The organism is Arthrobacter sp. UYCo732 (assembly GCF_040547265.1).
Taxonomy (GTDB): domain Bacteria; phylum Actinomycetota; class Actinomycetes; order Actinomycetales; family Micrococcaceae; genus Arthrobacter.
In genome coordinates this window covers 127345-151657 of record NZ_JBEPPJ010000003.1, presented here as the reverse complement: position 1 = coordinate 151657, position 24313 = coordinate 127345, and the positions used below count along the sequence as shown (strand labels likewise).

Below are 24313 nucleotides of genomic sequence, written 5' to 3'. Positions count from 1 at the left end.
TCCTATCCCGGCGGCATTGACGGACCGGTCCTTTTGTGACAGGTACTGCGACGTCCCGGCCATTGACCGTTCCGGGTTAAGGGCCGTGGCCGGCTCCGGATTTCCGGGGCCGGCCACTGATGCGGTGTGCCTGGCGGCTGTGGTCAGCTGCCGCCTGTACAAGTGCTTGGCGGGTGCTTAGCTCGTAGCGGCCCAGCCACAGCCCCACGGCTGCAGGCCACGCTGTGCATACACACGGTTGGCGACGTCGATCTGCTGGGCCTTGGTGGCAAGGCTGGCGTTGGGGGCGTACGCGCCGCCACCGGACCCGATCCAGGTCCGGATGTCGAACTGCAAACCGCCGTAGTAGCCATTGCCCGTGTTGATGGACCAGTTTCCGCCGGCCTCGCACTGGGCGATCTTGTCCCACATGGCTTCGTTCATCATGGCCGGGGCCGCGGCGCCGGTGTTGGTACCCGCTGCGGGGGGGGCACCCGCTGCGGGGGGGGCAGCCGCCGCTGGCTTTGCCTTGCTGCCCACGGTGACCTTCTCCGTCACGGGCTGGACCGATACCGCCTCAGAGACCAGCGTCCGGGAAGCTTCACGGCCGTCCACGAGCACAAGCTTGAACGTCCTGTCGACCTTTCCTGCGACGCCGGCCTGGGTGACTTCCTTCTCACCCTTGAACAGCTCAGCGCTCTCCGTGGTCACGCTGTCGAAGGCAACGTTTTCAGTCGAAGCGGCGGTCTGCCTGGTATCCACACGCGAGACCTTGACCACCATGTTGTTCACCACGTGCGCGTTGCCGGGCTGCGACGTCCGGTCGTCGACGCCCAGGGTGATGCCGGCGTCTTCGAGCACCTGGGTGACCGTTCCCGCCGTCGTGGTGGCCGTAGAAACCTTGCCGTCGGCAACAATGCTGATGCTCTTAGGGGTGGAGATGGAGACAAAGGAGCCTGCCACCGCAAGCTGGGCCTCCTTGGGGACGGAGACCGAGGAAGCGCTGGCCACCCCGAGCTCGGTGACGAGGCCGGCAACGTCTGGGGCTGTGGTGCTGACGGTCTTCTCCGCACCGTCCAGGCTGACCTTTACGGCCTTGGCCTTGTTGACGTTGATGACTGTGCCGTTCTCCACTTTGGCGTCCGACGCAGGCGAGACGCGGTCGGCTGGTTTCAGTTCAACGTTTGCGCCCTTGACGACCTGGCCAACAGTGCCGCCGAAGGACTGGACCGAAGTCACTTTCCCGTCGACATTGAGGGTAACGGTTTTGTTATTTCCGACGAAGGCGACGAGGCCCACCACCAGTGCGCAGAGCACCACAAGCTGGGTGCCGATCTTGATAAAACTGAACTTACCGTCCGTTGTGAAGAACTTGACCACGATTGCCCGTAACTTTAGGTCCATCCGGGCACGGGGAAAAACGCAGTGAAATAGCCGGCGCATGACCCTGGGGACAGCTCCGGGCACCGTTGCGCCGCCACACTCCGCTCCGCAGGCGGACGGCGTCTAAGCCTGCCAAGTCCTGCTGCGCGTGAAGTGAAATTATCCGAAGGCCTTCCCCGACCCCGGCTAATAATTCTCCACTGTAACCGTAGCGTTATAAAGCAAACAAGAAATATGCATACGAAGTATGTTGCCGAGGGTCTCGCTGGCGGTCTTCTTCAGTCCCAGGATCCGTACGCCCGAACGGTATTCTCGCTGATCCTGGTGCAAAGTTCCGCGAGGTCCGCTCCTGTCAATTCGGCCATGGCACGGACCGTGTAAGGCACCATGTAACTGGCGTTCGGACGGCCTCGGTGGGGGTGCGGGGTCAGGAACGGGGCGTCGGTTTCCACCAGCACCAATTCCGGCTCCGCGATTGCGAGCGCAGCCCTGAGGTTGGCCGCATTTTTGAAGGTCAGCGTTCCGGCAAAGGACATGTTCCAACCGGCCGCGTTGCAGATCCTGGCGAGCTCCTCATCGCCGGAGAAGCAATGGAACACCACCCGCTCCGGCGCCCCCTCCTCGCGCAGAACCTGCACCACGTCGTCGTGCGCGTCCCGGTCGTGGATCTGCAGGGTAAGGTCCAGCCGCTTGGCAATGTCGATGTGCCGCCGGAATGAATAGCGCTGGTGGGCCAGGCCCTCCCCCTCGGTGCGGAAGAAATCAAGACCTGTCTCTCCGATGGCCCGGATGCGGGGGTGGGCGGCGAGCCGCTCAATTTCCGCCAGCGCCTCTTCCAGCTCGCCGCGCTCCGCGTACTCCGGGGCATCGTTGGGGTGCAGTGCCACAGCCCCCAGCAGCCTGCGGTCCAAGTCAACGGACTGGACAGTGAACCGGGAGGACTCAAGGTCGGTGCCCACCTGCACGGCACCCTGAACACCCACCGCCTGGGCGGCGTCCAACGCTGCCGCGACAGCCACGGGACTGTCCCCGTTGGGGAAATCAAAGTGTGTGTGGTTGTCCATCACGGGGACCGGCAAGGGTTCCGGCGCCGGCGGAAAATGCATCCGCTTCTGCTGGCCGGAACCTGCCGGAACCTCGGCCCCGGAAGCGCGGTAAGCAGCGGGAATCAGCGAATTGCACATCCTTCAAGCCTAGCGTCCGCGGATGCCCGCAGAATTCCAGGAACTCTCTGTCAGCGCCGGCAGTTCTCTTAGTAGTCTGGTAGGAACAGATGCGAGCGCCCCACCGCCGGGCGAAGGCAGGCCGGCTTCCCGTCCCAGGTGATCCCCGGGCTGAAAGGTTGCAGATGGAACCCCACCGCCGCACCGCCGTCAACGAGGTAATCCCCGCCGGCCGGAACTTCACCGCCGTCTCGGAGCAGGGGAGCCGCAACGGGCACCGGGCAGGGGCAATGGACGCGGGGTCGTTCCACGCCGCCAGCCAGAGGATCCTGGACTCGATTAACACCGTCATTGATGGCAAGTCCGATGCCGCCAGGCTGGCCCTGACGGTGCTGCTTGCCCAAGGCCACCTCCTGCTTGAGGACGTGCCGGGGGTGGGTAAGACGCTGCTGGCAAAAAGCCTCGCCCGGACCATTGACTGCACGGTCAGCCGAATCCAGTTCACGCCCGACCTTCTGCCCTCGGACGTAACGGGCGTGTCCATCTACAACCAGGCATCGCGCCTCTTCGAATTCCGCCCGGGGGCCGTGTTCGCAAACATCGTCATCGGTGATGAAATCAACCGTGCTTCCGCCAAGACCCAGTCGGCGCTGCTGGAGTGCATGGAGGAACACCAGGTCACCGTGGATGGAGATTCGTACAAGCTCGATGAGCCGTTTATGGTGGTGGCCACCCAGAACCCCATCGAAATGGAAGGCACCTACCCCCTGCCCGAGGCCCAGCGCGACCGGTTCATGACGCGGATCTCCATGGGCTACCCGGACAAGGAAGCCGAGATCGAAATGCTGGAGACCCACCAGGCAACCTCGCCGCTGGCCAAGGTGTCCGCAGTGGTCACCGCAGCGGACGTCGCGGCCATGATCGCCACAGTCCAGCAGGTCTACGTGTCCCAGGCGGTCAAGGAATATACGGTCTCCGTGGGCCGGGCCACGCGCGAAAGCCGCCTGCTCCGGCTGGGCGCCAGCCCACGCTCCATGCTCCAGTTACTCCGGGCCGCCAAAGCCACGGCGGCCCTGGACGGCCGTGACTTCGTCCTGCCCGACGACGTGGTGGGTGTGGCGGAATCAGTGCTGGCCCACCGGATAATCCTGGACCGCAAGGCCGCCGGAGCCGGTGAGACTCCGCAAAGCGTCATCCGGGGAATCCTGTCCCGGCTGCCCGTAGGCCAGGATCCGGCGAACAGTCCGGCCCGGTCAACAACCCAGCCGGCCGGGTTGCGGCGGAACCGCTAGGCAGGGCCGGCCCATGGCGCTGCTCGACAGGTTTCCCCGGCAGCTCTTCAGCCCGCGCGGCTGGGGACTACTGGCTGCCGGTGCGGTTTCCCTGGTGGCAGCGCAAATCATGGGACGGCGGGACCTCCTGAGCCTCAGTGTGCTGCTGATAGTCCTGCCCTTGATTGCCCTTGCCGGGATCAGGCTCGTCAAGCCCCGCTTCCAGGTGTACCGCGAATTCAATCCCTCGCCCGTGGAGACCTCCGCCCCCACCACCGTGCGGCTTGCCGTCACCCGGAGCGGTGCGGGCGGCGGACGGGCGATCATGGAGGAGAAACTGCCCGCAAGGTTCGGCGAGTCCCCCGCTTTCCGCTTTCCGGCACGGTCCGCGACCGGCGGCGCCAGCAGGTATGAATACCACCTGAATTCCACCAAACGGGGGCAGTACCCGATCGGCCCGGTGACGGCCGAGTTCACTGATCCGTTCGGACTGTCCCTACGCCGCCAGGCCATCGACGACGGCGACGTCCTCACCGTCACGCCGGCCGCCGTCGAGCTTCCCGTAACGGGGCTCGCCGGTGCCCGCGGGAACGACGGCATCACCGCCACGCGCACCCGCGCCAACCCCAGCGACGACGACGTCATGACCCGCGAATACCGCGCCGGCGATCCCATGCGGCGGGTCCACTGGGCGGCCACCGCCCGTCACGGAGCCCTGATGGTGCGGCAGGAGGAATCCGTGACGACGCCGGAGGCCACTGTGATCCTGGACCAGCGGTTAGCGGCGTTTTCCGGGGGCACCGCCTCCGGTTTCGGAGGAACTCAGGCCGTGGAGGCCCGTGACATGGCCAGCAGCGGCACCTTTGAGTGGGCAGTGGTGGCCGCGATGTCCATCTGCACTCACCTGGCGGAGCGGAATTATGCCCTGCGCCTCCTGGACCCCCGTGGCGAACCTGCTTTCCTCCGTTCCCCGTCCGCGCCCGAACCGGAGGCGGAGGAGTTCACGGGGGCGGCCGGCCTCCAGTCCATCGCCGAGAGCCTGGCGGCTATCCAGCTGTCCGGACCGCACCACGGCCCAAGGGATAGGCACACCGGGAAGGAAGGACACCCGCGGGACCGCGGTGGCCATGACTCCGGCCCGGCCGTTTTCGACGACCAACTGATGGACAAGCTGTCAGCCCACCGCATGCGCGGGCCCGTTATCGCGGTGCTCGGCAGAATCTCACTGGCCGAAGCCAAGGCACTGGCGCCCGGTGCCGGATACGGCGCCAACGCTTTCGCCATGATCGTTTCAGACCGGCCGGCGGAGTCCGAAGAAGCCTTGGAGGCCCTGCGCCGGGGTGGCTGGCGCGCCGTTGCGGTGCAGTCCTCAGTTCCCGTCCCGGTGGCCTGGAGCTGCTTTGACGAAGGCGGAGCTGCCACGGCCACGGCTGCAGCCGATGTTCGTCGTGGAGCGGGGGTGGGTCGGTGACGCTGGCACCGGAACGCAGCGCCCCGCGCGAACCGCGGCCCACAGGCGGAGGAACGGGCACTTCCACGGGGACCGCGGGACCGGCTCCGGCCCGTTCCCCTGTAGGGGCATACCCGTGGGCCATGGCCGGTGCTGTCGCCCTGTCGGTGGCCGGAGCTGCATTGTCCCTCAACGGTGTCCTGCGGGGTTGGGCCTGGTACCTTCCGGTCCTGACCACGGTAGCGGTGCTCTGCCTTACCCTGGCAGCGCTTCGTGCCCTGCGGGCCCAGCCCCTCCTGGTGGCAGCCGGCGGCTTCGCGTCACTGATCGCCATTCTCACCCTGACGTTCTTCCGCGGCACGGCCATTGCCGGGTTCATTCCCTCCGGAACAACCATGGCTGAGGTGGACAGGTTCATCCGCCGGGCCAGCGAGACCGTACTCGCCGAGAGCGCCCCGGTTGCGCCGAACGCAGGCATCGTGATGGTCACCTGTGCTGTCCTGGGCCTGGCCGTCATACTCATTGATGCTCTGGCTGTGCCCTTGGGCATGCCGGCCACAACCGGGCTTGGCCTGCTGGCCATCCTGGTGGTTCCCGCAACGGTAAAGCCGCAGAGTGTAGGGGTGTGGGGCTTCACCGCCGCCGTGGCCGGCTACCTGCTGGTCCTTGCTTTCAGCCAGTGGTTTGCCCCTGATTCCCGCACTTCGGCTGACAGCGGCCGGACTCCCGGCAATATCCGGCGGGCCGTGTTGACGGGAACCGTGGCTTTGGTGGCCACCCTGGCCGTGCCGCTGGCCATTCCGGGTTTTGACCACGGAACATTTCCCCAAGGCTCCCGGCTGAACCCCTGGGGCAACGGCACGGGTCTGAATCCCATGATCACTTTGGGAAACAACCTTCGGGCCCCTGCCGGGACGGGGCGGCTCACTTATGCCACCAACGCGTCTGCGCCGCTGTATCTGCGGTCCGTGACGGTGGACAACTTCGATGGCGAAACCTGGGGACCCGATGACCGGGACGCAGACCGCCAGCCCGTCGCAGGGCCCATCCAAACCGGCTACGAGATCACCGCGGACGAACAGCTCCGCCAGGTCACGGCGGTAGACACCGGGACATTCACCAGCCCGTATCTGCCCCTGCCTTACGCGCCGGAATCGATTCGTGGACTCCACGGATCCTGGACGTGGGACCCCGCCACGCTCGCCGTTAAGGCGGCCAACACCACTTCGCGCGCCCAGCAGTACATTGTGTCGTCCTCAGTGCCGAGGCTAACGGCCACCATGCTCCGGCAGTCATCCCGGGGCGCCCGCGGAATTCCGGAAGAATTCACCAGGATTCCCGGCGGCGTTCCGGATATTGTCCGCACCACTGCTGATGCGGTGACCGGCTCCAGCGATAACGCCTACGCCAAGGCAATGGCCATTCAGAAGTACCTGCGTTCCGGAGAGTTCACCTACTCCCTGCAGTCCCCACTTCAGGGCGGCTACGACGGAAACGGGCTCTCGGTGCTGGCGGACTTCCTCACCCAGAAGAGTGGCTACTGTATCCACTACTCGTCCGCCATGGCAGTGATGGCCCGGCTGGAAGGAATTCCGAGCCGGATCGCTGTTGGCTACGCGCCCGGCCGGGCCACCGGCAGCACCGTCTCGGTCGCCGGGCTCGGAGCCCTCCCGGAATACGAGGTGGACGCCCGCGATGCCCACGCCTGGCCCGAGCTCTACTTCCAAGGATTGGGGTGGGTGCCGTTCGAGCCCACCCCATCACGCGGCGTCGTCCCCGATTACGCCACCGAGACGGTCAGTCCCGGCTCTCCTGACCTCATTGAAAACACCAAGGACCTGGTACCGGACGCAAAATCCCCGGTCCCGACGCCAAGCGCGACGGCGGTGCCCCTCCCAGGCGCCGGCGGCGGCAACGACATCGGGCAACTACTTCTGCCGTGGCTCACTGGGGCAGCGGGGGTTTTTGGGCTGCTGCTCCTGCTGGCGCTGCCGCGGCTGGTCCGGACAGGGCTCCGCACCAGACGGCTCCAAAGCCCGGCTCCGGACACGGACGACGCGGTACCCCTGGGCTGGGCTGAACTCCGCGACCTTGGAACCGACTACGGCCTGCCACCGGACTCCAGCGAGACGCCCCGGGCGTATTCCGCACGGCTGCGGAGTTCGTCGCTGCTCGGTGGGACCGGCGGTATGGACGATGCCGCGCACCAGGCCGTCCGCACGCTGACCTCCGACTTCGAACGAAGGCACTACGGCCGGCCGGGCAACGACACCGCCGGCAGAGACCTGAAGTTCGAGCGAATCGCGCCGCGCATCGCGACGCTGCAGCAGTCGCTGCGGGACAACGCCACGCTCCCCCGCCGGTGGCGCGCAGCGTGGCTACCGGCGTCGGTACTGGGCCGGTTCGCCCGGTTCCTGGCAGCGCCCTTCCACGGGGTCAGCAGGCTGGCGCTCCGCACGGCAAAGGCCGCCGCTCGCTCCTGGTCGAGAGCGCGCGACGGCTTGTTCCGTCCGGGGGGAAGCCGGTAACCGGTGGCCACCGCACCACAAGCCCGTCAGCCAGCAAGTCAGCCGGCGTAGGGGTCGCCGATGCCGATGTACTGGGTGTAGAGGTATTCCTCGATGCCCTCCAGCCCACCTTCGCGGCCCAGGCCGGACTGCTTGACGCCACCGAAGGGTGCTGCGGCGTTGGAGATGACGCCGGCGTTCAGGCCCAGCATCCCGGTCTCGAGGCGTTCGCCCATGCGGATGCCGCGGTTCAGGTCCCTGGTGAAGACGTAGGCCACAAGCCCGTACTCGGTGTTGTTGGCGAGCCGGATGGCCTCTTCTTCGGTGCCGAACGTGATGATCGGGGCCACGGGGCCGAAGATTTCCTCAGACAGGATCCGGGTGCCTTCGACGACGCCGGTGAGGATGGTGGGCTGGTAGAAGTAGCCCGGGCCGTCGCCCGCGGCACCGCCGAGGACCGCCGTCGCACCGGCTGCTAAGGCGTCGGTGACGAGTTCGTGGACCTTGTCCCTGCTCTTGGCGTCGATCAGCGGACCCACCTTGGATTCGGGCTCGGTACCCCTGGCCGTGGTCATGTCGCGCATTTTCGCGGCGAACTTCTGTGCGAATTCGTCCGCAACCGATTCGTGCACGATAAAGCGGTTGGCCGCGGTACAGGCTTCGCCCATGTTCCGCAGCTTGGCCAGCATGGCCCCGGCGACGGCGGCGTCCAGGTCCGCGTCCTCGAACACCACAAACGGGGCGTTCCCGCCGAGCTCCATCGAGGTCCGCAGAACCGTCCCGGACGCATCGGCTAGGAGGCGGCGGCCCACCTCGGTGGAACCGGTGAAGGACAGTTTACGCAGGCGCTGGTCCTTGATCAGGGGTCCCGTGGTGGCACCTGCCGTGGACGTGGGAATGACGTTCAGGACACCGGGGGGCAGACCCGCTTCCTGCATAACGGCAGCGAACAGCTGCGAGGTCAGCGGCGTCAGGTTGGCAGATTTCAACACCATGGTACAGCCCGCTGCCACGGCGGGAGCGATCTTGCGGGTAGCCATGGCCAGGGGGAAGTTCCAGGGTGTGATCAGCAGGCACGGCCCCACCGGTTTCTTGGTCACCAGCAGCCGGGACTTTCCGTCAGGCGATACCGCATACCGCCCGAAGGCACGCACAGCCTCCTCGGAGAACCAGCGCAGGAACTCCGCCCCATACGTAACTTCGCCCCGGGCCTCCGCCAGCGGCTTGCCCATCTCCAGAGTCATCAACAGGGCGAAGTCCTCGGCCCGCCCGGTCACCAGTTCGAAGGCCCGGCGCAGAATTTCGCCGCGTTCCCGGGCCGGCACCTTCGCCCACGATTCCTGGGCCGCGGCGGCGGAATCCAAAGCCGCCATGCCATCCTCCGAACCGGCGTCGGCGATGCTCACCAGTACCTTCCCGGTGGCGGGATCCTCGACGTCGAAGGTTTTTCCCGAAGCGGCGGACCGCCATTCGCCGTTGATCAGCAGGCCGGTGGGAACAGAAGCCAGCAGCTCGCTCTCGCGTTCCGCGGTAACGGCGGTCTGTGCAGTGACGGTCACGGTGACTCCCTCGTCTGTAAGTACGTTTCCAGCCTCCACCGGTGCCGTTGCGGCACGTGTTCTGGCTGATTCCCCTTTACAGTACTGCCGTCCAGGACTGGGGGTCTAGGAGTGGATGCACCACTGACTTTGCGCCAGGCTGTGCAGCTGCACAACCTGGCGCACGCCAATAAGTCAGGCCGCCTTTCACCGCGCTGCGAGTACCGCCGAGTAGAGCTCACGCTTGCTCACGCGTACGTCTTCGGCAACGGCGGCTACCGCCTCCTTAAGCCGGATGCCCTGGGCGATCAGTTCGTTGACGGCGGCCACGTGGTCTTCGGGGGTGCCCGGGGCCTGTTCGGGAGCGCCGCCCAGTACCACCGCAATCTCGCCGCGGACCTCGCTGTTTTCCGACCAAAGCAGCAGCTCCCCCACTGTCCCGCGGATGACTTCTTCATAGGTCTTGGTCAGTTCGCGGCAGATAGCGACCCGCCGCTCCGCTCCGAAGCGTTCCCGGAGCGCGCGCAGCATCGATTCCAGCCGGTGGGGGGCCTCGAAAAACACCATGGTCCGGCGCTCGGCGGCAAGGTCCGCGAGCCGCGACGCGCGTTCGCCCGCCTTTCGAGGAAGGAAACCTTCAAAACAGAAGCGGTCAGTAGGGAGGCCGGACAGGGCCAATGCTGTCAGCACGGCTGAGGGCCCCGGCACGGCGGTCACGGTAAGGCCCGCCGCCACAGCGCCTTCCACCAGCCTGAAGCCTGGGTCCGAAACGGACGGCATGCCGGCGTCAGTGACCATGACCAGGGTTTTACCGGCCTGCACCTGAGTCAGCAACTCTGCGGTCTTGGTGGCCTCGTTGTGCTCGTGGTAACTGATGACCCGCCCGGCGACCGTAACCCCTAGGCTCTGGACCAGGCGGTGCAGCCGCCTGGTGTCCTCGGCCGCCACGATGTCTGCGCTGCCCAGCAGTTCGATCAGCCGGGCCGAAGCGTCGCCGGTATTGCCAATGGGTGTTGCCGCCAGGACGATCCGGCCTGGCCCTGCGGTGACCGGACCAACGGAGACTGGATCGGCGGAGACCGACCCGGCGGTGGCCGGCCCCGCTTCAGCTTCAGCTTCAGGCGATGGGTCGGCAGGGCTGGAATCGGCGAAGGTGCTGGGGTTAGGGTCCACTCCACCAGCCTACTGCTGGCAGGGAGCGCAAGCGGCAAAAGGTAGCATGGGGCACGTGACGCAGACCTTGATGCGGCCTGCCGAGGCCAGAAAACGCACCCCCTTGACCGGCCGCCCCTGGATCACCAGCCCGGCCGAGGCATTCACTGGGGCAGCCCTCCGCGGGCGCCTGATCGGCAACGTCCGCAGCTGGCGCGATTACCCGCCGTCGTTGCGCCTCTGGTTCTGGCTGGTCCCTGCCCTCACGACCCTGATCGGCGGCCTCCTCCGATTTGTGCGGCTCGACAACCCCCACAGCCTCGTCTTCGACGAAACGTACTACGTCAAGGACGCCTACTCCTATCTGATCAGCGGCTACGAACGCAGGTGGCCGGACAAGGCCAACGACTCCTTCAACGCCGGCAACCCGGCCATCCTCCTGGACAGTCCCGAGTACGTGGTCCATCCCCCTGTGGGCAAGTGGATGATCGCGGGCGGCATGTGGCTGTTCGGCTCGGATAATCCGTTTGGCTGGCGGTTCGGCGCTGCGCTGGCGGGCACGTTGTCCATTCTGCTGCTGACGCTGATCGCTCTGAAACTCTTTCGTTCCCTGCCCCTGGCCGCCGCGGCCGGCCTCCTGATGGCCGTCGACGGCCATCACCTCGTGATGTCGCGGACCTCGCTGCTGGACATCTTCCTGATGTTCTGGCTGCTGGCCGCCTTTGGCGCCTTGCTGCTGGACCGCGACGACGGGCGCCGCCGCCTCGCCGCCAGGCTCGCGCTGCTGGCAGCGGCGTCAACGGCGGGCCGTCCGTCCGCCCGCCAGCTCCTGGCGGGTCCGTGGCTGGGTATCCGCTGGTGGCGGCTCGCCGCCGGCGTGTGCATGGGCCTCGCCGTCGGCACCAAATGGTCAGGCCTGTTTTTCCTTGCCGGCTTCGGTGTCCTGACGGTGCTGTGGGACCTTAATGCACGCCGGGTGGCAGGCATCCGTGGCTGGATCAGCGGCGGAATCATCAAGGACGGCCTGCCGGCCTTTGCCAGCATGGTGCCCGTGGCCCTCCTCGTTTACACCGCAACTTGGACCGGCTGGTTCCGCTCCGGGGACGCCTACTTCCGCCGTTGGGCCCAGGACAACCCCCCCGATGCCTGGGGCTGGCTGCCGGACTCGATCCGTTCGCTGGCGCACTACCATCTGGAGGCCTATAAGTTCCATCAGGGTCTGGGGTCGGAACACCCCTACGAGGCAAGCCCGTGGAGCTGGCTTGTGATGGGGCGGCCCACCTCGTTCTACTACCAGCAGCCTGGCCCGGAAACGCTTGGGTGCGATGCCGCCCGCTGCGCCTCGGCCATCCTCTCCGTAGGAAACCCGATCATCTGGTGGAGCGCAGCCATCTCGCTGGTGGTCCTGCTCTTCTGGTGGGCCGGACGCCGGGACTGGCGCGCGGGGGCGATCCTGGCCGGTATGGGTGCGGGATATCTGCCCTGGTTCCTGTACCCCGAACGGACCATGTTCTTTTTTTATGCTGTCTCTTTTGAGCCGTTCCTGATACTCGCTCTGGTGTACTGCCTGGGCCTGGTCCTGGGCCGGGAAACCGACCCCCTCTGGCGCCGGCGCTCGGGCCTTTACCTGGTTGTGCTCTTCATCGCAGCGGCAGTCCTGCTGTCCGCCTTTTTCTACCCGGTGTGGACTGCGGAGACCGTTCCGTACGAGGAATGGCACTACAGAATGTGGATGCCGTCCTGGATCTAAGGCAGGATGGCATTAGACCTTTGAGAGCCGCGCGCCGCGGTAAGGCGGCGGAACGGAGACGCCCCGTGCGGGAAGCAAGCACTGAACTCCTGGTAGAGCTATGCGCTGGCCAAAGGGCTGATTGCCGGCGGCCTCGGGCCGGGAGACAGCGTGCCGGTGATGTCCGCAACCCGCTACGAATGGACGCTGGTGCCCGCCACGTGTTCGCCGAGGACCGCAGCCGTACAGACGGCTGTGGACCAGGCCAATACGCTGGTTTCCAAGGCTGAAGCCGCCCGGAGCTTCACTGTCCTGGCGGCCCCACTCACGGAAGAATCCGGTCACCTGACGCCCTCCCTCAAACTCAAGAGGGCCGCCGTCGTCCGTGGTTTTGAAGGGGAGATCACCAGGCTTTACGGCAGTTAGGCCGGAACCGCAGCGGCGTCCTGCTCATCCTGTCCGAGGCCGCGACGGCGGCGGGTGGGCCAGGTGAGGATCAGAGTCACCAGTGCGGCCAGCAGTACCAATCCGGCGATCACGATGCCGGCATCAATCCAGAACTGGCCAGGGAACAGGCGGATCAAGGTGTCTTCGAGGGCAAAAGTCCAAGAACCGCTGGCGAAGAAGAGCCGGTGGAACTCGGCGAAGAACTGTTGCCAGCCCAGCACAGCCAGTACCGCGAGGCCCACGATGATGGCGAGCGAAACGATCGATCCCGCGAACAGGCCCCGGCGCACTCCCCCAGTGCTTTTACGGCGCAGGTAGGCGATGGCCACGATGCTGAGCACGATCAAGAGCGCCCCCGCGCCAAAGGCCGACAGAATAACCAGTTTCACGTCCGCCATGTGGCTGACTTCGCCGTCCTTGAACAGGGTGCCGCCGCTGCGGTTGACCAGGTCACCGAGGTACCGGGGTCCAGCCCAGTTGCTGAGGTAATCAACGGTGTAGGAGCCGTACGTCATCCTGTCGTCAGTGCTGAAGCCGTATCCGTCGCCGGGAAAACCTGGCCTGTTGTATTCGACCCAGAGAAACAGCGGGCTGGTGACCGCCCGGACTGCGAGTACCAGCAGGATCACGGGGTAAAAAAGGGCAAGCAGGACTTGCCAGATGCGCGGGGCCACCGGTTTGGCGTTGGCCGCGCTTTCGCGCTCCGCATTTCGGCGCTCCACTTCCTCCTCCGGCGGGCGGATCTGAAGAGCGGACGTGGGCAGGGATTCATTGAACGGACCGGCCTGGTGGCGGGCCGCGCCGGTGAGGGGCGGTTCCTCCGCAGTGGCTGCTGCGGGAGACCCTACGGCGATGCGCTGGGTTCCCGGGTGCTGGACAGTGGAAGGTTCTGCGGAGCGCTGGGCGGCAGAAGTGTCGGCGGCCGCGGGCGCCACCACGGAAGGTTCGACGGCGGCCTCCGCCGCTCTGCGGTCCGCTCGGCTTTCGGGTTGTCCCGTCATCCAGGCAAATGCGGGCTCATCCGAGTCCGACGAAGTATCAAGGACCGGATCCGGCTGCGGCTCCGTGCGTTTGGCAGGGGTCGGGGAATTGTCGTTCACAGCAGCGTCACTTCCGTTGGGGTCCGCACTGCCGGCTATGGTCCCGGCAGCGCTGTGTGTCTGGTCTTGAGCCTACCGGCCTAGTTGTCATAGCCGGCCCAAGGGATGTTCCAGTCCCCGTAGCCGTCGTCCACTGCGGCGTGGTCGCCCTCGGTGTTGATGATCTGCACAACGTCGCCGGTGGTCATGTTGTCAAAAACCCAGGCTGCACCGTCGGGAGCGAAGCCAATGCACCCGTGGGAGACGTTGGTGTTCCCAATGAACGGGTAGGCGGATTCCAGTGCCTGGTGGATATACGCCCCGCTGAGTGTCAGGCGGATGGCGTATTCCACATCCACTTCGCCGTAGTAGGCCGGGTCACCGGGCTTGAGTCCGATGCTGGCGGCCCGGAAGTGGTCACGGCGGTTCTTTTCCATCAGCACGGCATAGCCCCGGGCTGACGGGAAGCGTTTGTCCCCCATGCTGACCGGGAGGGTTTTTACTACCTGGTCATTGACGCTGAGGGTGAACGTGTGGGCGGCGGCGTCGGCGATGGCCACCTTCTTGTCCCCGAAATGGATGTTCGCCTTCTTGTTGAAGTTGGCGATCTGGCCGTTGCCCAGGTCAACCCCGAAGAGCTGCATGTCCATGGTGACGGTGGAGTTGGCGGCCCAGAAGGCTTCGGGGCGGTAGCGGACCATGGTGTCGCTGAACCAATGGAAGGCTCCGGCCTGGCCCGCACTGGAGGTGATCTTGATGGCCTTCTCCACAGCATCCCGGTTGACTACCGGCTCGCTGAAGACGACCTGCAGGGGCTGGCCTACGCCCACCTTCATGCCGTCAAGGGGGTAGATCGCGGCGTCGGCCTCGTGGGTGCTGGGCACGGTGTTGAACGACTGCGTGGCTGTGGTTTCGCGTCCGGCCCCGTCAGCGACCACATACGTGTAGCTGTATTCAGTGTTGAACTTCAGCGGGGCCGTGGCAGACCAGCCGCTGCCGTCGGTCGCGAAGGTGCCCTTGACCGCTTCTCCGGAGGTGCTGGTAAGCGTGACGCTCTCGATCCTGCCGTTGCCCACCTTGACTGAAACCGGTGTTGCCGGATTCACCTGTTTGGCGGCGCCGGCAGGCGTGATGTCCACCTTGACCGGTGCCACCACGGGCGAAGCCACGCCTGGCGCTGACCGGACCGCGGAGGCTGCTTCGGATTCAAGCGCCCCGCGCGCGAAGCCCGGCGCGACGGCGGCGAACACGCCTCCGGTGGCAGCAAGAACACAGACGCCGGCAACCGCGAGGATCTTCTTGGTGGTCGACATCCGGTGTGGCTTCACTTCAGGCTCCATAGTCCGATCTTAATGCTTGACGATAACAACCCCGGGCGCGGTCAGCGCCCGGGGAGTCACACCTCAGTAACGATAATGCTCGGGCTTGTACGGGCCAGCGACGTCTAGGTCCAGGTATTCGGCCTGTTCCTTGGACAGTTCGGTGAGCTCGACATCAAGGGCGTCCAAGTGGAGCCGGGCCACCTTTTCGTCGAGGATCTTCGGCAGGACGTAGACCTTGTTCCCGTATTCGCGTTCGGCCTCGGGCTGGTCCCGCTTGGTCCACAGCTCGATCTGGGCGATGGTCTGGTTAGCGAATGAGTTGCTCATCACGAACGACGGGTGGCCCGTGGCGTTGCCCAGGTTGAGCAGGCGGCCCTCGGACAGGACAATGATGGAGCGGTTGCCCTGACCGGTGGCCGGGTCGGCTTCAAACACCCACTCGTGCACCTGGGGTTTGATCTCCACCTTGCGGACGCCGGGGATCCTGGCGAGGCCGGCCATGTCGATCTCGTTGTCGAAGTGGCCGATGTTGCCCACGATGGCCTTGTCACGCATGCCGGCCATGTGTTCGGCCAGAATTACGTCCTTGTTTCCGGTGGTGGTGATGAAGATGTGGCCTTCGCTCAGCACGGACTCAAGCTTGGCCACCTGGTAGCCGTCCATGGCTGCCTGGAGGGCGCAGATGGGGTCGATCTCGGTGACGATGACCCGCGAGCCCTGGCCGCGGAAAGCCTCAGCGGCTCCCTTGCCCACGTCGCCATAGCCACAGACAACTGCCACCTTGCCGCCCATCAGGACGTCGGTGGCGCGGTTGATGCCGTCCGGCAGGGAGTGGCGGATGCCGTACTTGTTGTCGAACTTGCTCTTCGTGACCGAGTCGTTGACGTTGATGGCAGGGAACAGCAGCTTGCCCTGTTCAGCGAGCTGGTACAGGCGGTGCACACCGGTGGTGGTTTCCTCGGTGACGCCTCGCAGGCGGGAGCCGATCCGGGTCCACCGCTGCGTATCTTCCTGCAGGGACGCGCGGACTACGTCGAGGAAGATCCTGCCTTCTTCGGACTCGTCCTCGGCAGCTGCCGGTACCGCACCTGCCGCTTCGAATTCAACACCCTTGTGGACCAGCATGGTGGCGTCGCCGCCGTCGTCCAGGATCATGTTCGGGCCGAGTTCCGGGTTTTTGTCAGCGCCCGGCCACGTGAGGATCTGCTGCGCAGTCCACCAGTATTCTTCGAGGGTTTCGCCCTTCCAGGCGAACACGGGAACGCCCTGCGGGTCCTCGACAGTTCCGGTACCAACCACAACAGCGGCGGCGGCTTCGTCCTGGGTGGAGAAGATGTTGCAGGAGGCCCAACGGACCTCGGCACCGAGCACGGTGAGGGTTTCGATCAGGACGGCGGTCTGCACCGTCATGTGCAGGGACCCGGCAATCCGGGCGCCCTTCAGCGGCTGGCTGGGGCCGAACTCCTTCCGGAGGGACATTAGCCCGGGCATCTCGTGCTCGGCCAGGCGAATCTGGTGCCGGCCGGCTTCAGCCAGCGAAATATCGGCAACCTTGTAGTCAAATGTCATTGGATTCCTTTGCTCGGTCCGATGGTGGCGACGCCGTTGAAGCGTCGGCGTGAAAGTTGTGTGGCGAAAGTTATCTGGTAAAGGTATCTGCGGTGGTGGTGCAGGTGGCGATGCGTGGCCTGGCCAGTACTGGCCGGGGCCTGTCCGCGCCTGGCCGCTGGTGCGGTGGCGGGGGCTCCCGCCGTCCGCCAGGCTCTGGGTATAGTCCGCCGTAGCTTGATCCATGGCCGCGCTCTGCCGGCCGGGGACCTCTCCAGGCATAGCCGGCAGCAGCCTCGTCTGGGCCATGTCTGGCCCGCGGTGCCATCCGGGGCCGGGCTCGTGCGGTCCCCCGGGCCTTAGGCAGTGGCCGGGCTCTTGCCGTTGGCCAGGGAGGCTACGGGATCGTGCTGGTCGGAGCTGGCGGCGTTGGCGGCCTGCAGCAGTTCCGGCGGCAGCAGCAACGGGATGCCGTCCTGGATCGGATAGCGCAGTTTCCCGCCGGCGTCTCCTGCCGCCGTCGATACAAGCTCTTCGCCTTCCTGGACCAGCGGCGAGCCGGTCACGGGACAGCGCAGGACGGACAACAGGTCAGGACTGATCTTTGCCATGGTTGATGCTCCCGAAAGGGCGCGTGTGCGCGCCGTTGGCTGACTGATTAGCAGGTCCCAGCCTACCGCCACATCGGTAACAGGACGGTGGGCGGTCAGCACTGTACAAGGCTATGAAGGTTCGCTGAAGCCAGGAACGCGTAGCTTGAGGAAGAATTGCCGGCCGCGGCGTCCCGTCAGGAAGGTTCGCGCAGGACACGCAGGTGCCCCCGGCGGGTGCCTTCTGGAGCGGCGGGAGCCTCGAGCGCTGAATGCGAAGCGCGCTGGGTCTGCGTTGTCTGCAGCTTGGACGGCAGCGCCGCAGCTTCCCGGACCGCATTGGCCAGTGCCAGGAGGTCGTCGGGGCCCGGCTGCTGCGGGCTGGTGGGCATCGCCAGGCGAAGTACTTCCCAGCCGCGGGGGACCGTCAGCGAGCCGGCATGCTGCTCGCACAAATCGTAACAATGCGGCTCGGCGTAAGTGGCGAGCGGACCCAGGACGGCGGTGGAGTCTGCGTAGACGTACGTCAAAGTAGCCACCGCTGACTGACGGCAGGCTGACCTTGAACATTCACGGATAGCTCCCACGACATCCCAGACTACTCCGTTTGAGCGTTCTTTCCGGGTATTTGCCGCTCCTGCCGCCGTGCCCTGGCGCGTCCTCCGGCTGGTGTCGCGTAAATCTTCGGCCGGGTTTACAGTCAATGTATGCAGTCATCGAACCACGATTCAGGTCTTTCGGTCCGTTTGGCTGACCCGGACGCCCGCAGCGAAGCCGCGGGGCCGGACTTGCCGGGCCGAAGCTTTGCGACGCGCCGCAGGAACCGCCATGGCCGTGGCCTGCGGGGGGAATTGGTGCTGCCCACACATCCCGGGTACCGGACGCGGTCCGACCGTTTTGATGACATGGTGCTTGATTCCGCGCAGCGGCTGCACGACATCTGGGGCAAGACGCTGGACGGCGTACGCTTCGCCGTCGACGAAATACCCCCGGAGCTGGAGCAGCTGGTGGCCAGCGCCGTACCCCCGCCCATGGGCGCCTACACTCCCGCCACGGACGAGGAAGGCCCGGTCATTACCTTGTACCGGCGGGTAGTGGAGCATGGCTGCGGCAGCCGGGAGGAACTACAGGACCTGGTCCACGACGTTGTAGTGGAACAAACTGCCGAAATGCTCGGCGTGGCACCCGAAACGCTGGATCCGGTCTACCGCCGCAGATACTGACCGCCGGCAGTGCGCCCGCGGTTGTGAGCCGACGGCGCTGAACCGATAATCGTGGTCCGGCCGCGCTCTGCCAACAGCGCTGATCCGATGTCGTCAGGCTGATCCGATGTCGTCAGTAAGCCTGGGTGACCCGTCAGTAGCCCAGGGTGACGGCAACCTTTTCCTGTCCGGACGCGGCCGCCATCAAGGCCAGCGTGGAGACGTCTTCGCGGCCTTCCTGCTGCAAAAGGAGCGCGCCGTAAGCGGCGTCGCCGGAGGCCGAGACCACGTATGCCACCACCTCTGACTCCTCAACCTTGTCGGCGAGCTTGATGGAGGTTGTGGTGCCGCCGGCGACGTCGACTGTTGCCGCTGCACGGACCCTGCCGTCAGCTGTGATGGGTGCGTAGGAAATCGTGGCCCGGTTTTCGAGGACGCCGAAGACCAGGGTACGGTCGCCGCCCTGCGGCACCGGTACCACATGCTGGCTTCCCAGCCGCACGCCTGCGGCCGCCCAGGCGACATCCGACGCCTTTTCGCTGTTGACGCCGCGGGTGACCCGGGCCGAGGCTACAAACGACACATCCGAGCTGGTGGATACCGTGTAGTGGCCGGCCGGAACGCCTGCCAGCGAAACCTCGGTGACGGCTCCGGCCTTGGCCGTGACAACACCGCCGCCGGGAAGGGCTTTTTGTCCGTCCCGGCCGAAAACCTTGACCTCCACTACAGCGTCCGATGGACCGGGGACGGTGATGGCAAGAGCCGGACCGGCGTCGTAGAAGCCGCCCTTTCCAGTGGCAGCGGCAATCCCACCGGCGTCCTGGATGTCCAGGCCGGTCATGACTTGCCGGGCGGCAGGAGCGGCCCCTGGCACGATGAAGTCCACACCGCCGGGCGTCAGTCCCCTCAGGACACTCTGCTGGATGACAGCGGCCACGGGACCACCGGCGCTGCGGACGTGAACGCTCAGCTGCGCCTCACCGGGAGCCAGACCGGCCAGGACGATTGAGCGGGTACTTCCCGGAGCCACGAGGAGTCCCCTGCTGCCGGGGGCCTGAATCTGCCCCTTGTTCCCGAACAGCTCCAGGCTCACGGTGGCGGGAGTGCTGGAGGCATTGCTTAGGACCAGGACAGACGTGCGGCCCACCATGGTGCTGGCACCGGCAAGCCAAAGATCGTTGGCTGGTGGCTGGCAATTGGCTGCGGCAGAACCTTGCAGGTCACCATCCGTGGCCGTGTATTTCAGCGCACCGGCTGCTGACGGCTTCTGGTCTGCCAGGGCCTCGGCGCTCAGGATGGTGGCGCCGTCCACTCTGCGCCCTTTGAACACAGCGGCCTTCAGATCCTGCGGACCGGCCTCCTGGGCGGGTTGGCCGCCACCTTTAGCGATCTCGACGGCGGGAGTCCCGTTGAGTGCGGACAGCTGGCTACCGGGCAGGACACCACCGGGGGCGCTGAGGACGGCGCCGCTGACAACACTCTTGGCGGTCGCCGATTCGGGGCTGAACTGGGGGTCAGTACCGGCTGCCGTCCCTTCGAGCAGGCGGGCCGGCCCGGGACATACCCCAACGCTTGCACCGGCCGGAACGGAGGCCAGTGTAGCCGGGATGCTGCGGCTGCTGGCCGGTTGCGGGGCGAGGGACGCAGCAGTCACGATTCCACCGGCTGCCGCGATGATCGCCACCGCCGAAATTAGACCGGCGAGCATCTCCTTGGACGCGGTCCTGCGCGCAGCGGGCCGGGTCCGTTCGGGAGCACCGGGCGCCGTCGCCGTATCAGTCGGGGCATCCTGTTTCCTAACCGTGGCCGCCCTTACCGGGCCTGGTGCTGTAGCAGCCGCCGGAGAATCTTGGTCCTGAACGGTGGCTGCCCGTACCGGGCCTGTTGCTGCAGCAGCCGCCGGAGCCGTTTCTGGCCCGGCCGTTCCGGAGTGCGAAGCGTCCTTATGCATTCTGGTGTTCCTTACGCAAAGATCCTTCGTCCCGTGACAAGCCTGTGTTGGGTCTGCGGGCGGGCATGGGAATGGCGAGTATCGCCGTGAGTCCGAACACGGTGACCTGCGCGATTCCGGACCACAGGGCCCAAGGGGCGTCGTAGCGGATAGTCAGCTGGCCCGCCGAGGCCGGCAAGGTGAAGGCCTGGGCCGAGCCTGACGTTGTGGCAGTGAGTCTCCGGCCGTCGAACCAGGCGCTCCAGCCCGGATCTGCCCGTTCGGCGAGAACCACCAGCCGGCCTTCCGGCCCTTCGGCAACGGCGGTGTCGACGTTGTCGTACTTGGATGGCACCAGTGCCACCGTGGCTCCCGCCGGGTCCACAATCCGCACGCGGTGCGCCACGTCAGCAGGCTGCAGTGCCGGTTGGTTCAGCGGGGTAATACGCCAAAGCCAGCCAACATCCGTCTGGCCTACGGTGACAAGGCCCGGCACTGCGTCCATCCTGCTGGCGGTGAGCTGGGCTGCGGTATCGGCCGACCGCAGCACAACGAATCCGGCGCCGAGGCGTTCGAGCGCAGGCCTTGGGTCAACGCCCTGCCCGGCCACGAGGGTGGCCACGACACTCCGGAGCGAGGCCGTGACGTCATCATCGTCCCGGACCGTCTCCTGGCCGGGTGCGCCCATGATGTTTCGCGCAGCAGCGATGGCGGAAAGGCTGTCCAGGGTAGTCCCGGCACCGCGCATCAGGGCGGCGTCGAAGGTGCCGTTCTCCTTGGTGCTGATCAGCAGCGTGCGCGTCTGCTCAGGCCCGGTGCCGCGGTCGATCGCTGTGGCGGGAAGGGTCCGTGCATTGGCGGCCTCCACGAGCCGGGGCGTTCCCAGCGCCGGTCCGGCCGAAACGTCGGCGGGATGCGCCGCAGCGACGGTCCGGAGGACGTTCTGCGCAGACCACACCGCCATGCCCGCCAGTGGACCGGCCAGCAGTATGACCATGCCCACGGCCGTGGCGGAGCGGAGCACCATATTTCGCCTGACGCTCGATGAGGTGGAACGGTCTGCGGCGGCCAACAAACGCTCACCACCGATAAGTGCCGCCCCCAGAAGCGAGAACCCGGCGGCCGAGACAGCCGGACCGCTGAATGGCGTGACCAGAGCGTCTGCAATTGCGCCCGTTGCAACGTGTCCGGCCAGCCACCCACCCACCAGGATGATCAGCGCCGCTACCCACAGTGCACGTGCTGTACGGCTCCGTTTACCGGGAAGGAACAGCGCCGCAACGGCAAGCACCAGGACGGGGAGAGCCACCAGCAGCGCAAGCACAAGTGCCCATGGGATGACCTGCCCGCTGAAGAACGGAAGGCCGTGCAGACCACCCCCGGGTGCGAACAGCAGCGGCTGCCCAAGGAATTGCTGCCAGAGCGGGGCCGCCTCGAATCCCAGCGGCACGCCGGGATCCGCAAGGAGTGCCCGTGGCCTGTCTAAGACGGACAGTCCCAAGGGAAGAAAGAGCGCAGCGCTGGGCAAAAGCGCCCACCACACCGTGCGGCCGCGCCGGCCCAGCATCAGCCCGCACAACACGATGAGCACCGCGGCGGGGACCAGCAAGGAGGGGGCAGCCGCGGTGACAACGGCCAGGGCCAGGCCCGCCGCAGCGGCAGCCGTCCAGGACGGCATGCCGTTAATGCCTGGCCGTGCGGGCGGCTTTTCGGTGAACCGGCGATCGCCGGGGGCCGGGAGGATAAAGCGCCCATGGCCAACCGCGGACCCCGTGGCGCGCAAGAGTGCCAGCGCCAGCAGCGGGATCATGACGTGGGCAACCATGGCTCCGACGCGGCCTTGGTTGAGTGCGACCTGCAAGGCCGGAGCGGCTGCCCAGAACAGGGCCGCAACAAAGCGGAAGCGGCGCCTGATGGTCACGCCGCCAGCCGCACACCACGCCGTCAGGCCGGACAGTGGAGCAGCGAGCAAGAGCAGCCACGACATGGCGGCATTAGCATCCCCGCCGCCGAACAGGCCCAGGACCCACAGCACGTAGTCGAAGGGGTCTCCCCCGCCTGGAAGACCCGCCCCCAGGCTGATCCACCAGCTGGAGGCGTGATGCCAGATTTCCCCAAGCGTGGCGGACACCGGTATCAGGCCACCGCCGGAAGCGGCCTCGGCCCGGAACAACCCGCTGAGGGCAGTGAGGGAAGCGGCCGCTGCGATGATGATGGCGGCCACCGCACCAGTACCCACCCAGCCCCGTTCGGTGGTGGTCAGCGCCGCAAAGTCATCGGCGGAGTCGCCGGTGGGCTGGTCTGCCAGGGGATCGTGGAGAAGGCCATCGGCGGTGGACTTGTCTGAGCCGAGGGCCTCCATCAGGGAACGGCGGTGGTTCCAGACCTCTCGCCGGGGCGTCTGCAGGTTCTTGATGACCGAACGCCTGATCCGGCGGGTGTTGGCCGCCGTCCGCCGGGACTTTGCCACAGCAGCGGGCCGGGCCAAGGCAGCGAACGTTGCCATCAACTGCGAAACTCCGTGACCTGGGTCCTTGACCGCGATGCTGAGCACGAGTTTGAAGATGCTACCCAGCAGTGCGCCCACCGCGTGGATGGGCACTTTCCAGAGCGGCGCGTGCTTGAGCCGGAGGTGGACCTGCGCTTTGCGCGCCGCAGAGGGGTTCCCTTGGGCATGGGGCCGGTGTGCCACATGGTACATCCGCGCTGTGGGCACCACTACTACACGGTGCCCGGCGAGGCGGTTGCGCCAGCAGAAGTCGACGTCGTCACCGGTGCCCGGGAGGGCTGGGTCGAATCCCGACAGGAGTTCCCAGATATCACGGCGGACCAGCATGCCGGCCGAGTTCACGGCGAACGTGTCCGAACGGCCGTTGTACTGGCCCTGGTCGAGCTCGTCGGCGTCGATGAGGGTGAGCCGCTCGGCCCACCGGCTGGTGGACAGTCCGACGTCGATTAGGCGGCGTCCGGAGTGCCAATCCAGTTGCTTACATCCGGCGACTGTCACCGATGGAGCGCGTTCCACGGCACCCAGAAGTTCCGCCAGCGCCTCCGGCGCCGGGGCTGCGTCGTCGTGGAGCAGCCACACCCACTCCGTGGCGGCACGGTGGGACTGGCCTTCCCGCGGTGAATGCGCATCTAGCCCGGCGCGTACGGCGCCACCCATTCCGCTCTTGCCGTGGGGAAAGCTGATGACGTTCTCTGCGCCTAACGCCTGCTCCAGGAGGATTGCGGAGTCATCGCGCGAGCCGGTATCCACGCCGATGGCGGAGTCGGCTGACCGGGTCTGGTCCGCGAGGGCGGCCAGGGTTCTGGGGAGATAGGCACTGCCGTTGTGGGACACCACAACGGCAGTGACATGGACTTCCTGAAGAATTAGACTGCTCGCTTCCTTAGCCGCCGGCGCTCACGCTCGGAAAGGCCGCCCCAAATGCCGAACCGTTCGTCGTTTGCCAGCGCGTATTCCAGGCACTGTGAGCGCACATTGCATGCACCACAGACCTTCTTGGCGTCGCGCGTGGATCCGCCCTTCTCCGGGAAAAAAGCTTCCGGATCGGTCTGCGCGCAAAGGGCATCAGTCTGCCAGCCGAGTTCACCTTCATCATCAAAGTCCTGCCTGAACGGCAACCCGATCCACACTGGCTGGGCAGCTTCCGCCACGGAGGTGCGCAGTTCCATGGGCGGATCCAGGTCGTCATCGTCCTGGCCGTGCCCGCCGTCAAGGAGCGCCTCGTGCGCGGCCAGGAAGGCGGTGGCCTGGTCCTGGAGGGGGTCTTTGGTGTTTCGGTTGTAACGGTCCGCTGCGTCAGGATCGGCGGGATCCACATACCAGTCGCTCGGTACGCCCCGTGCGCGGTATTTAGCCGTTGCCTGGCCGGCCACTACGGCGTCTTCATGGATACGCTCTGCTTGCCCCACGGCGACCCTCCTGAAAGTTTGCAGCCACTGCCTGGCCCCTTGGCACTCGGTTGCGTGCCGGTATCTACGCAGTGGCTTTCGATATCTAATTACACGTGTGTAACT

At 66.2% G+C, this 24313-nt stretch carries 17 protein-coding genes and 1 pseudogene; 6 read left to right on the top strand and 12 right to left on the bottom strand.

Going from position 1 to position 24313, the window contains the following annotated elements; all coding sequences use genetic code 11:
• Positions 1-177 precede the first annotated feature (177 nt).
• Both ABIB45_RS06935 and ABIB45_RS06930 read right to left on the bottom strand, forming a co-directional pair.
• Positions 178-1359 (bottom strand): resuscitation-promoting factor, encoded by a 1182-nt coding sequence (locus ABIB45_RS06935; protein ID WP_354215170.1) that lies wholly within the window; start codon positions 1357-1359, stop codon positions 178-180.
• Between the two features lie 281 nt (positions 1360-1640).
• Positions 1641-2546 carry a TatD family hydrolase gene (locus ABIB45_RS06930; protein WP_354215169.1) on the bottom strand — a complete coding sequence of 302 codons (906 nt, stop codon included), beginning with the start codon at positions 2544-2546 and terminating at the stop codon, positions 1641-1643.
• A 164-nt stretch (positions 2547-2710) separates the two neighbouring features.
• Between ABIB45_RS06930 and ABIB45_RS06925 the strand changes: the two genes are divergently transcribed.
• The 3 genes from ABIB45_RS06925 to ABIB45_RS06915 are packed head-to-tail and all read left to right on the top strand — an operon-like array spanning position 2711 to position 7774.
• A complete protein-coding gene (locus tag ABIB45_RS06925) occupies positions 2711-3817 on the top strand; it encodes an AAA family ATPase (protein WP_354215168.1) in 1107 nt (368 codons plus the stop codon).
• Between the two features lie 13 nt (positions 3818-3830).
• A complete protein-coding gene (locus ABIB45_RS06920; RefSeq protein WP_354215167.1) occupies positions 3831-5267 on the top strand; it encodes a DUF58 domain-containing protein in 1437 nt (478 codons plus the stop codon).
• Positions 5264-7774: a transglutaminase TgpA family protein gene (locus tag ABIB45_RS06915; protein ID WP_354215166.1), complete on the top strand. Its 2511-nt coding sequence runs from the start codon at positions 5264-5266 to the stop codon at positions 7772-7774. The genes ABIB45_RS06920 and ABIB45_RS06915 overlap by 4 nt, the downstream gene beginning before the upstream one ends.
• A 38-nt stretch (positions 7775-7812) precedes the next feature.
• Here the strand turns inward: ABIB45_RS06915 and ABIB45_RS06910 are convergent, their stop codons facing one another.
• Together ABIB45_RS06910 and rsmI are read right to left on the bottom strand one after the other, a co-directional pair.
• The gene (locus ABIB45_RS06910) at positions 7813-9312 is read right to left on the bottom strand and encodes an NAD-dependent succinate-semialdehyde dehydrogenase (RefSeq protein WP_354215165.1); all 1500 of its coding nucleotides are present in this window, start codon (positions 9310-9312) and stop codon (positions 7813-7815) included.
• 186 nt (positions 9313-9498) lie between these two features.
• The gene (rsmI, locus tag ABIB45_RS06905; RefSeq protein ID WP_354215164.1) at positions 9499-10464 is read right to left on the bottom strand and encodes a 16S rRNA (cytidine(1402)-2'-O)-methyltransferase; all 966 of its coding nucleotides are present in this window, start codon (positions 10462-10464) and stop codon (positions 9499-9501) included.
• A 46-nt stretch (positions 10465-10510) separates the two neighbouring features.
• Between rsmI and ABIB45_RS06900 the strand changes: the two genes are divergently transcribed.
• Both ABIB45_RS06900 and ABIB45_RS06895 read left to right on the top strand, forming a co-directional pair.
• Complete coding sequence (locus ABIB45_RS06900; RefSeq protein WP_502909172.1) at positions 10511-12193, top strand: dolichyl-phosphate-mannose--protein mannosyltransferase; 1683 nt, start codon at positions 10511-10513, stop codon at positions 12191-12193.
• A 186-nt stretch (positions 12194-12379) separates the two neighbouring features.
• Positions 12380-12598: pseudogene (locus ABIB45_RS06895) on the top strand (long-chain fatty acid--CoA ligase); the annotation flags it as partial.
• Here ABIB45_RS06895 and ABIB45_RS06890 read toward each other — a convergent pair.
• The 5 genes from ABIB45_RS06890 to ABIB45_RS06870 form a co-directional block, all read right to left on the bottom strand.
• Entirely contained in the window at positions 12595-13719 is a 1125-nt protein-coding gene (locus tag ABIB45_RS06890) for a TIGR01906 family membrane protein (RefSeq protein WP_354215162.1), read from the bottom strand. The pseudogene ABIB45_RS06895 and the gene ABIB45_RS06890 sit on opposite strands and share 4 nt — an antisense overlap.
• A gap of 80 nt (positions 13720-13799) precedes the next feature.
• Positions 13800-15038: a L,D-transpeptidase gene (locus ABIB45_RS06885; protein ID WP_354215161.1), complete on the bottom strand. Its 1239-nt coding sequence runs from the start codon at positions 15036-15038 to the stop codon at positions 13800-13802.
• A 63-nt stretch (positions 15039-15101) separates the two neighbouring features.
• A complete protein-coding gene (gene ahcY, locus ABIB45_RS06880; protein ID WP_354215160.1) occupies positions 15102-16589 on the bottom strand; it encodes an adenosylhomocysteinase in 1488 nt (495 codons plus the stop codon).
• Between the two features lie 338 nt (positions 16590-16927).
• Positions 16928-17179, bottom strand: coding sequence for a Trm112 family protein (locus ABIB45_RS06875; protein ID WP_354215159.1), 252 nt, complete (start codon positions 17177-17179; stop codon positions 16928-16930).
• A gap of 176 nt (positions 17180-17355) precedes the next feature.
• Positions 17356-17745 carry a DUF3499 domain-containing protein gene (locus ABIB45_RS06870; protein ID WP_354215158.1) on the bottom strand — a complete coding sequence of 130 codons (390 nt, stop codon included), beginning with the start codon at positions 17743-17745 and terminating at the stop codon, positions 17356-17358.
• A 120-nt stretch (positions 17746-17865) separates the two neighbouring features.
• Between ABIB45_RS06870 and ABIB45_RS06865 the strand changes: the two genes are divergently transcribed.
• On the top strand, positions 17866-18381 hold the full coding sequence (locus ABIB45_RS06865) for a metallopeptidase family protein (protein ID WP_354215157.1): 516 nt from the start codon (positions 17866-17868) through the stop codon (positions 18379-18381).
• Between the two features lie 133 nt (positions 18382-18514).
• On the opposite strand, the gene ABIB45_RS06860 is transcribed toward ABIB45_RS06865, so the two are convergent.
• The 3 genes from ABIB45_RS06860 to ABIB45_RS06850 form a co-directional block, all read right to left on the bottom strand.
• Entirely contained in the window at positions 18515-20068 is a 1554-nt protein-coding gene (locus tag ABIB45_RS06860) for a DUF5719 family protein (RefSeq protein WP_354215156.1), read from the bottom strand.
• Between the two features lie 235 nt (positions 20069-20303).
• Positions 20304-23636 (bottom strand): glycosyltransferase, encoded by a 3333-nt coding sequence (locus ABIB45_RS06855; RefSeq protein WP_502909173.1) that lies wholly within the window; start codon positions 23634-23636, stop codon positions 20304-20306.
• Between the two features lie 29 nt (positions 23637-23665).
• Positions 23666-24208 carry a WhiB family transcriptional regulator gene (locus ABIB45_RS06850; protein ID WP_354215155.1) on the bottom strand — a complete coding sequence of 181 codons (543 nt, stop codon included), beginning with the start codon at positions 24206-24208 and terminating at the stop codon, positions 23666-23668.
• Positions 24209-24313 lie beyond the last annotated feature (105 nt).

What these genes read in the sequence shown, in the direction of transcription:
- ABIB45_RS06865 (WP_354215157.1), top strand. Translation starts at nt 17,866, where the DNA reads ATGCAGTCATCGAACCACGATTCAGGTCTTTCGGTCCGTTTGGCTGAC.
- ABIB45_RS06875 (WP_354215159.1), bottom strand. Translation starts at nt 17,179, where the DNA reads ATGGCAAAGATCAGTCCTGACCTGTTGTCCGTCCTGCGCTGTCCCGTG.
- ABIB45_RS06885 (WP_354215161.1), bottom strand. Translation starts at nt 15,038, where the DNA reads ATGGAGCCTGAAGTGAAGCCACACCGGATGTCGACCACCAAGAAGATC.
- ABIB45_RS06860 (WP_354215156.1), bottom strand. Translation starts at nt 20,068, where the DNA reads ATGCTCGCCGGTCTAATTTCGGCGGTGGCGATCATCGCGGCAGCCGGT.
- ABIB45_RS06900 (WP_502909172.1), top strand. Translation starts at nt 10,511, where the DNA reads ATGGGGCACGTGACGCAGACCTTGATGCGGCCTGCCGAGGCCAGAAAA.
- ahcY (WP_354215160.1), bottom strand. Translation starts at nt 16,589, where the DNA reads ATGACATTTGACTACAAGGTTGCCGATATTTCGCTGGCTGAAGCCGGC.
- ABIB45_RS06925 (WP_354215168.1), top strand. Translation starts at nt 2,711, where the DNA reads ATGGAACCCCACCGCCGCACCGCCGTCAACGAGGTAATCCCCGCCGGC.
- ABIB45_RS06920 (WP_354215167.1), top strand. Translation starts at nt 3,831, where the DNA reads ATGGCGCTGCTCGACAGGTTTCCCCGGCAGCTCTTCAGCCCGCGCGGC.
- ABIB45_RS06930 (WP_354215169.1), bottom strand. Translation starts at nt 2,546, where the DNA reads ATGTGCAATTCGCTGATTCCCGCTGCTTACCGCGCTTCCGGGGCCGAG.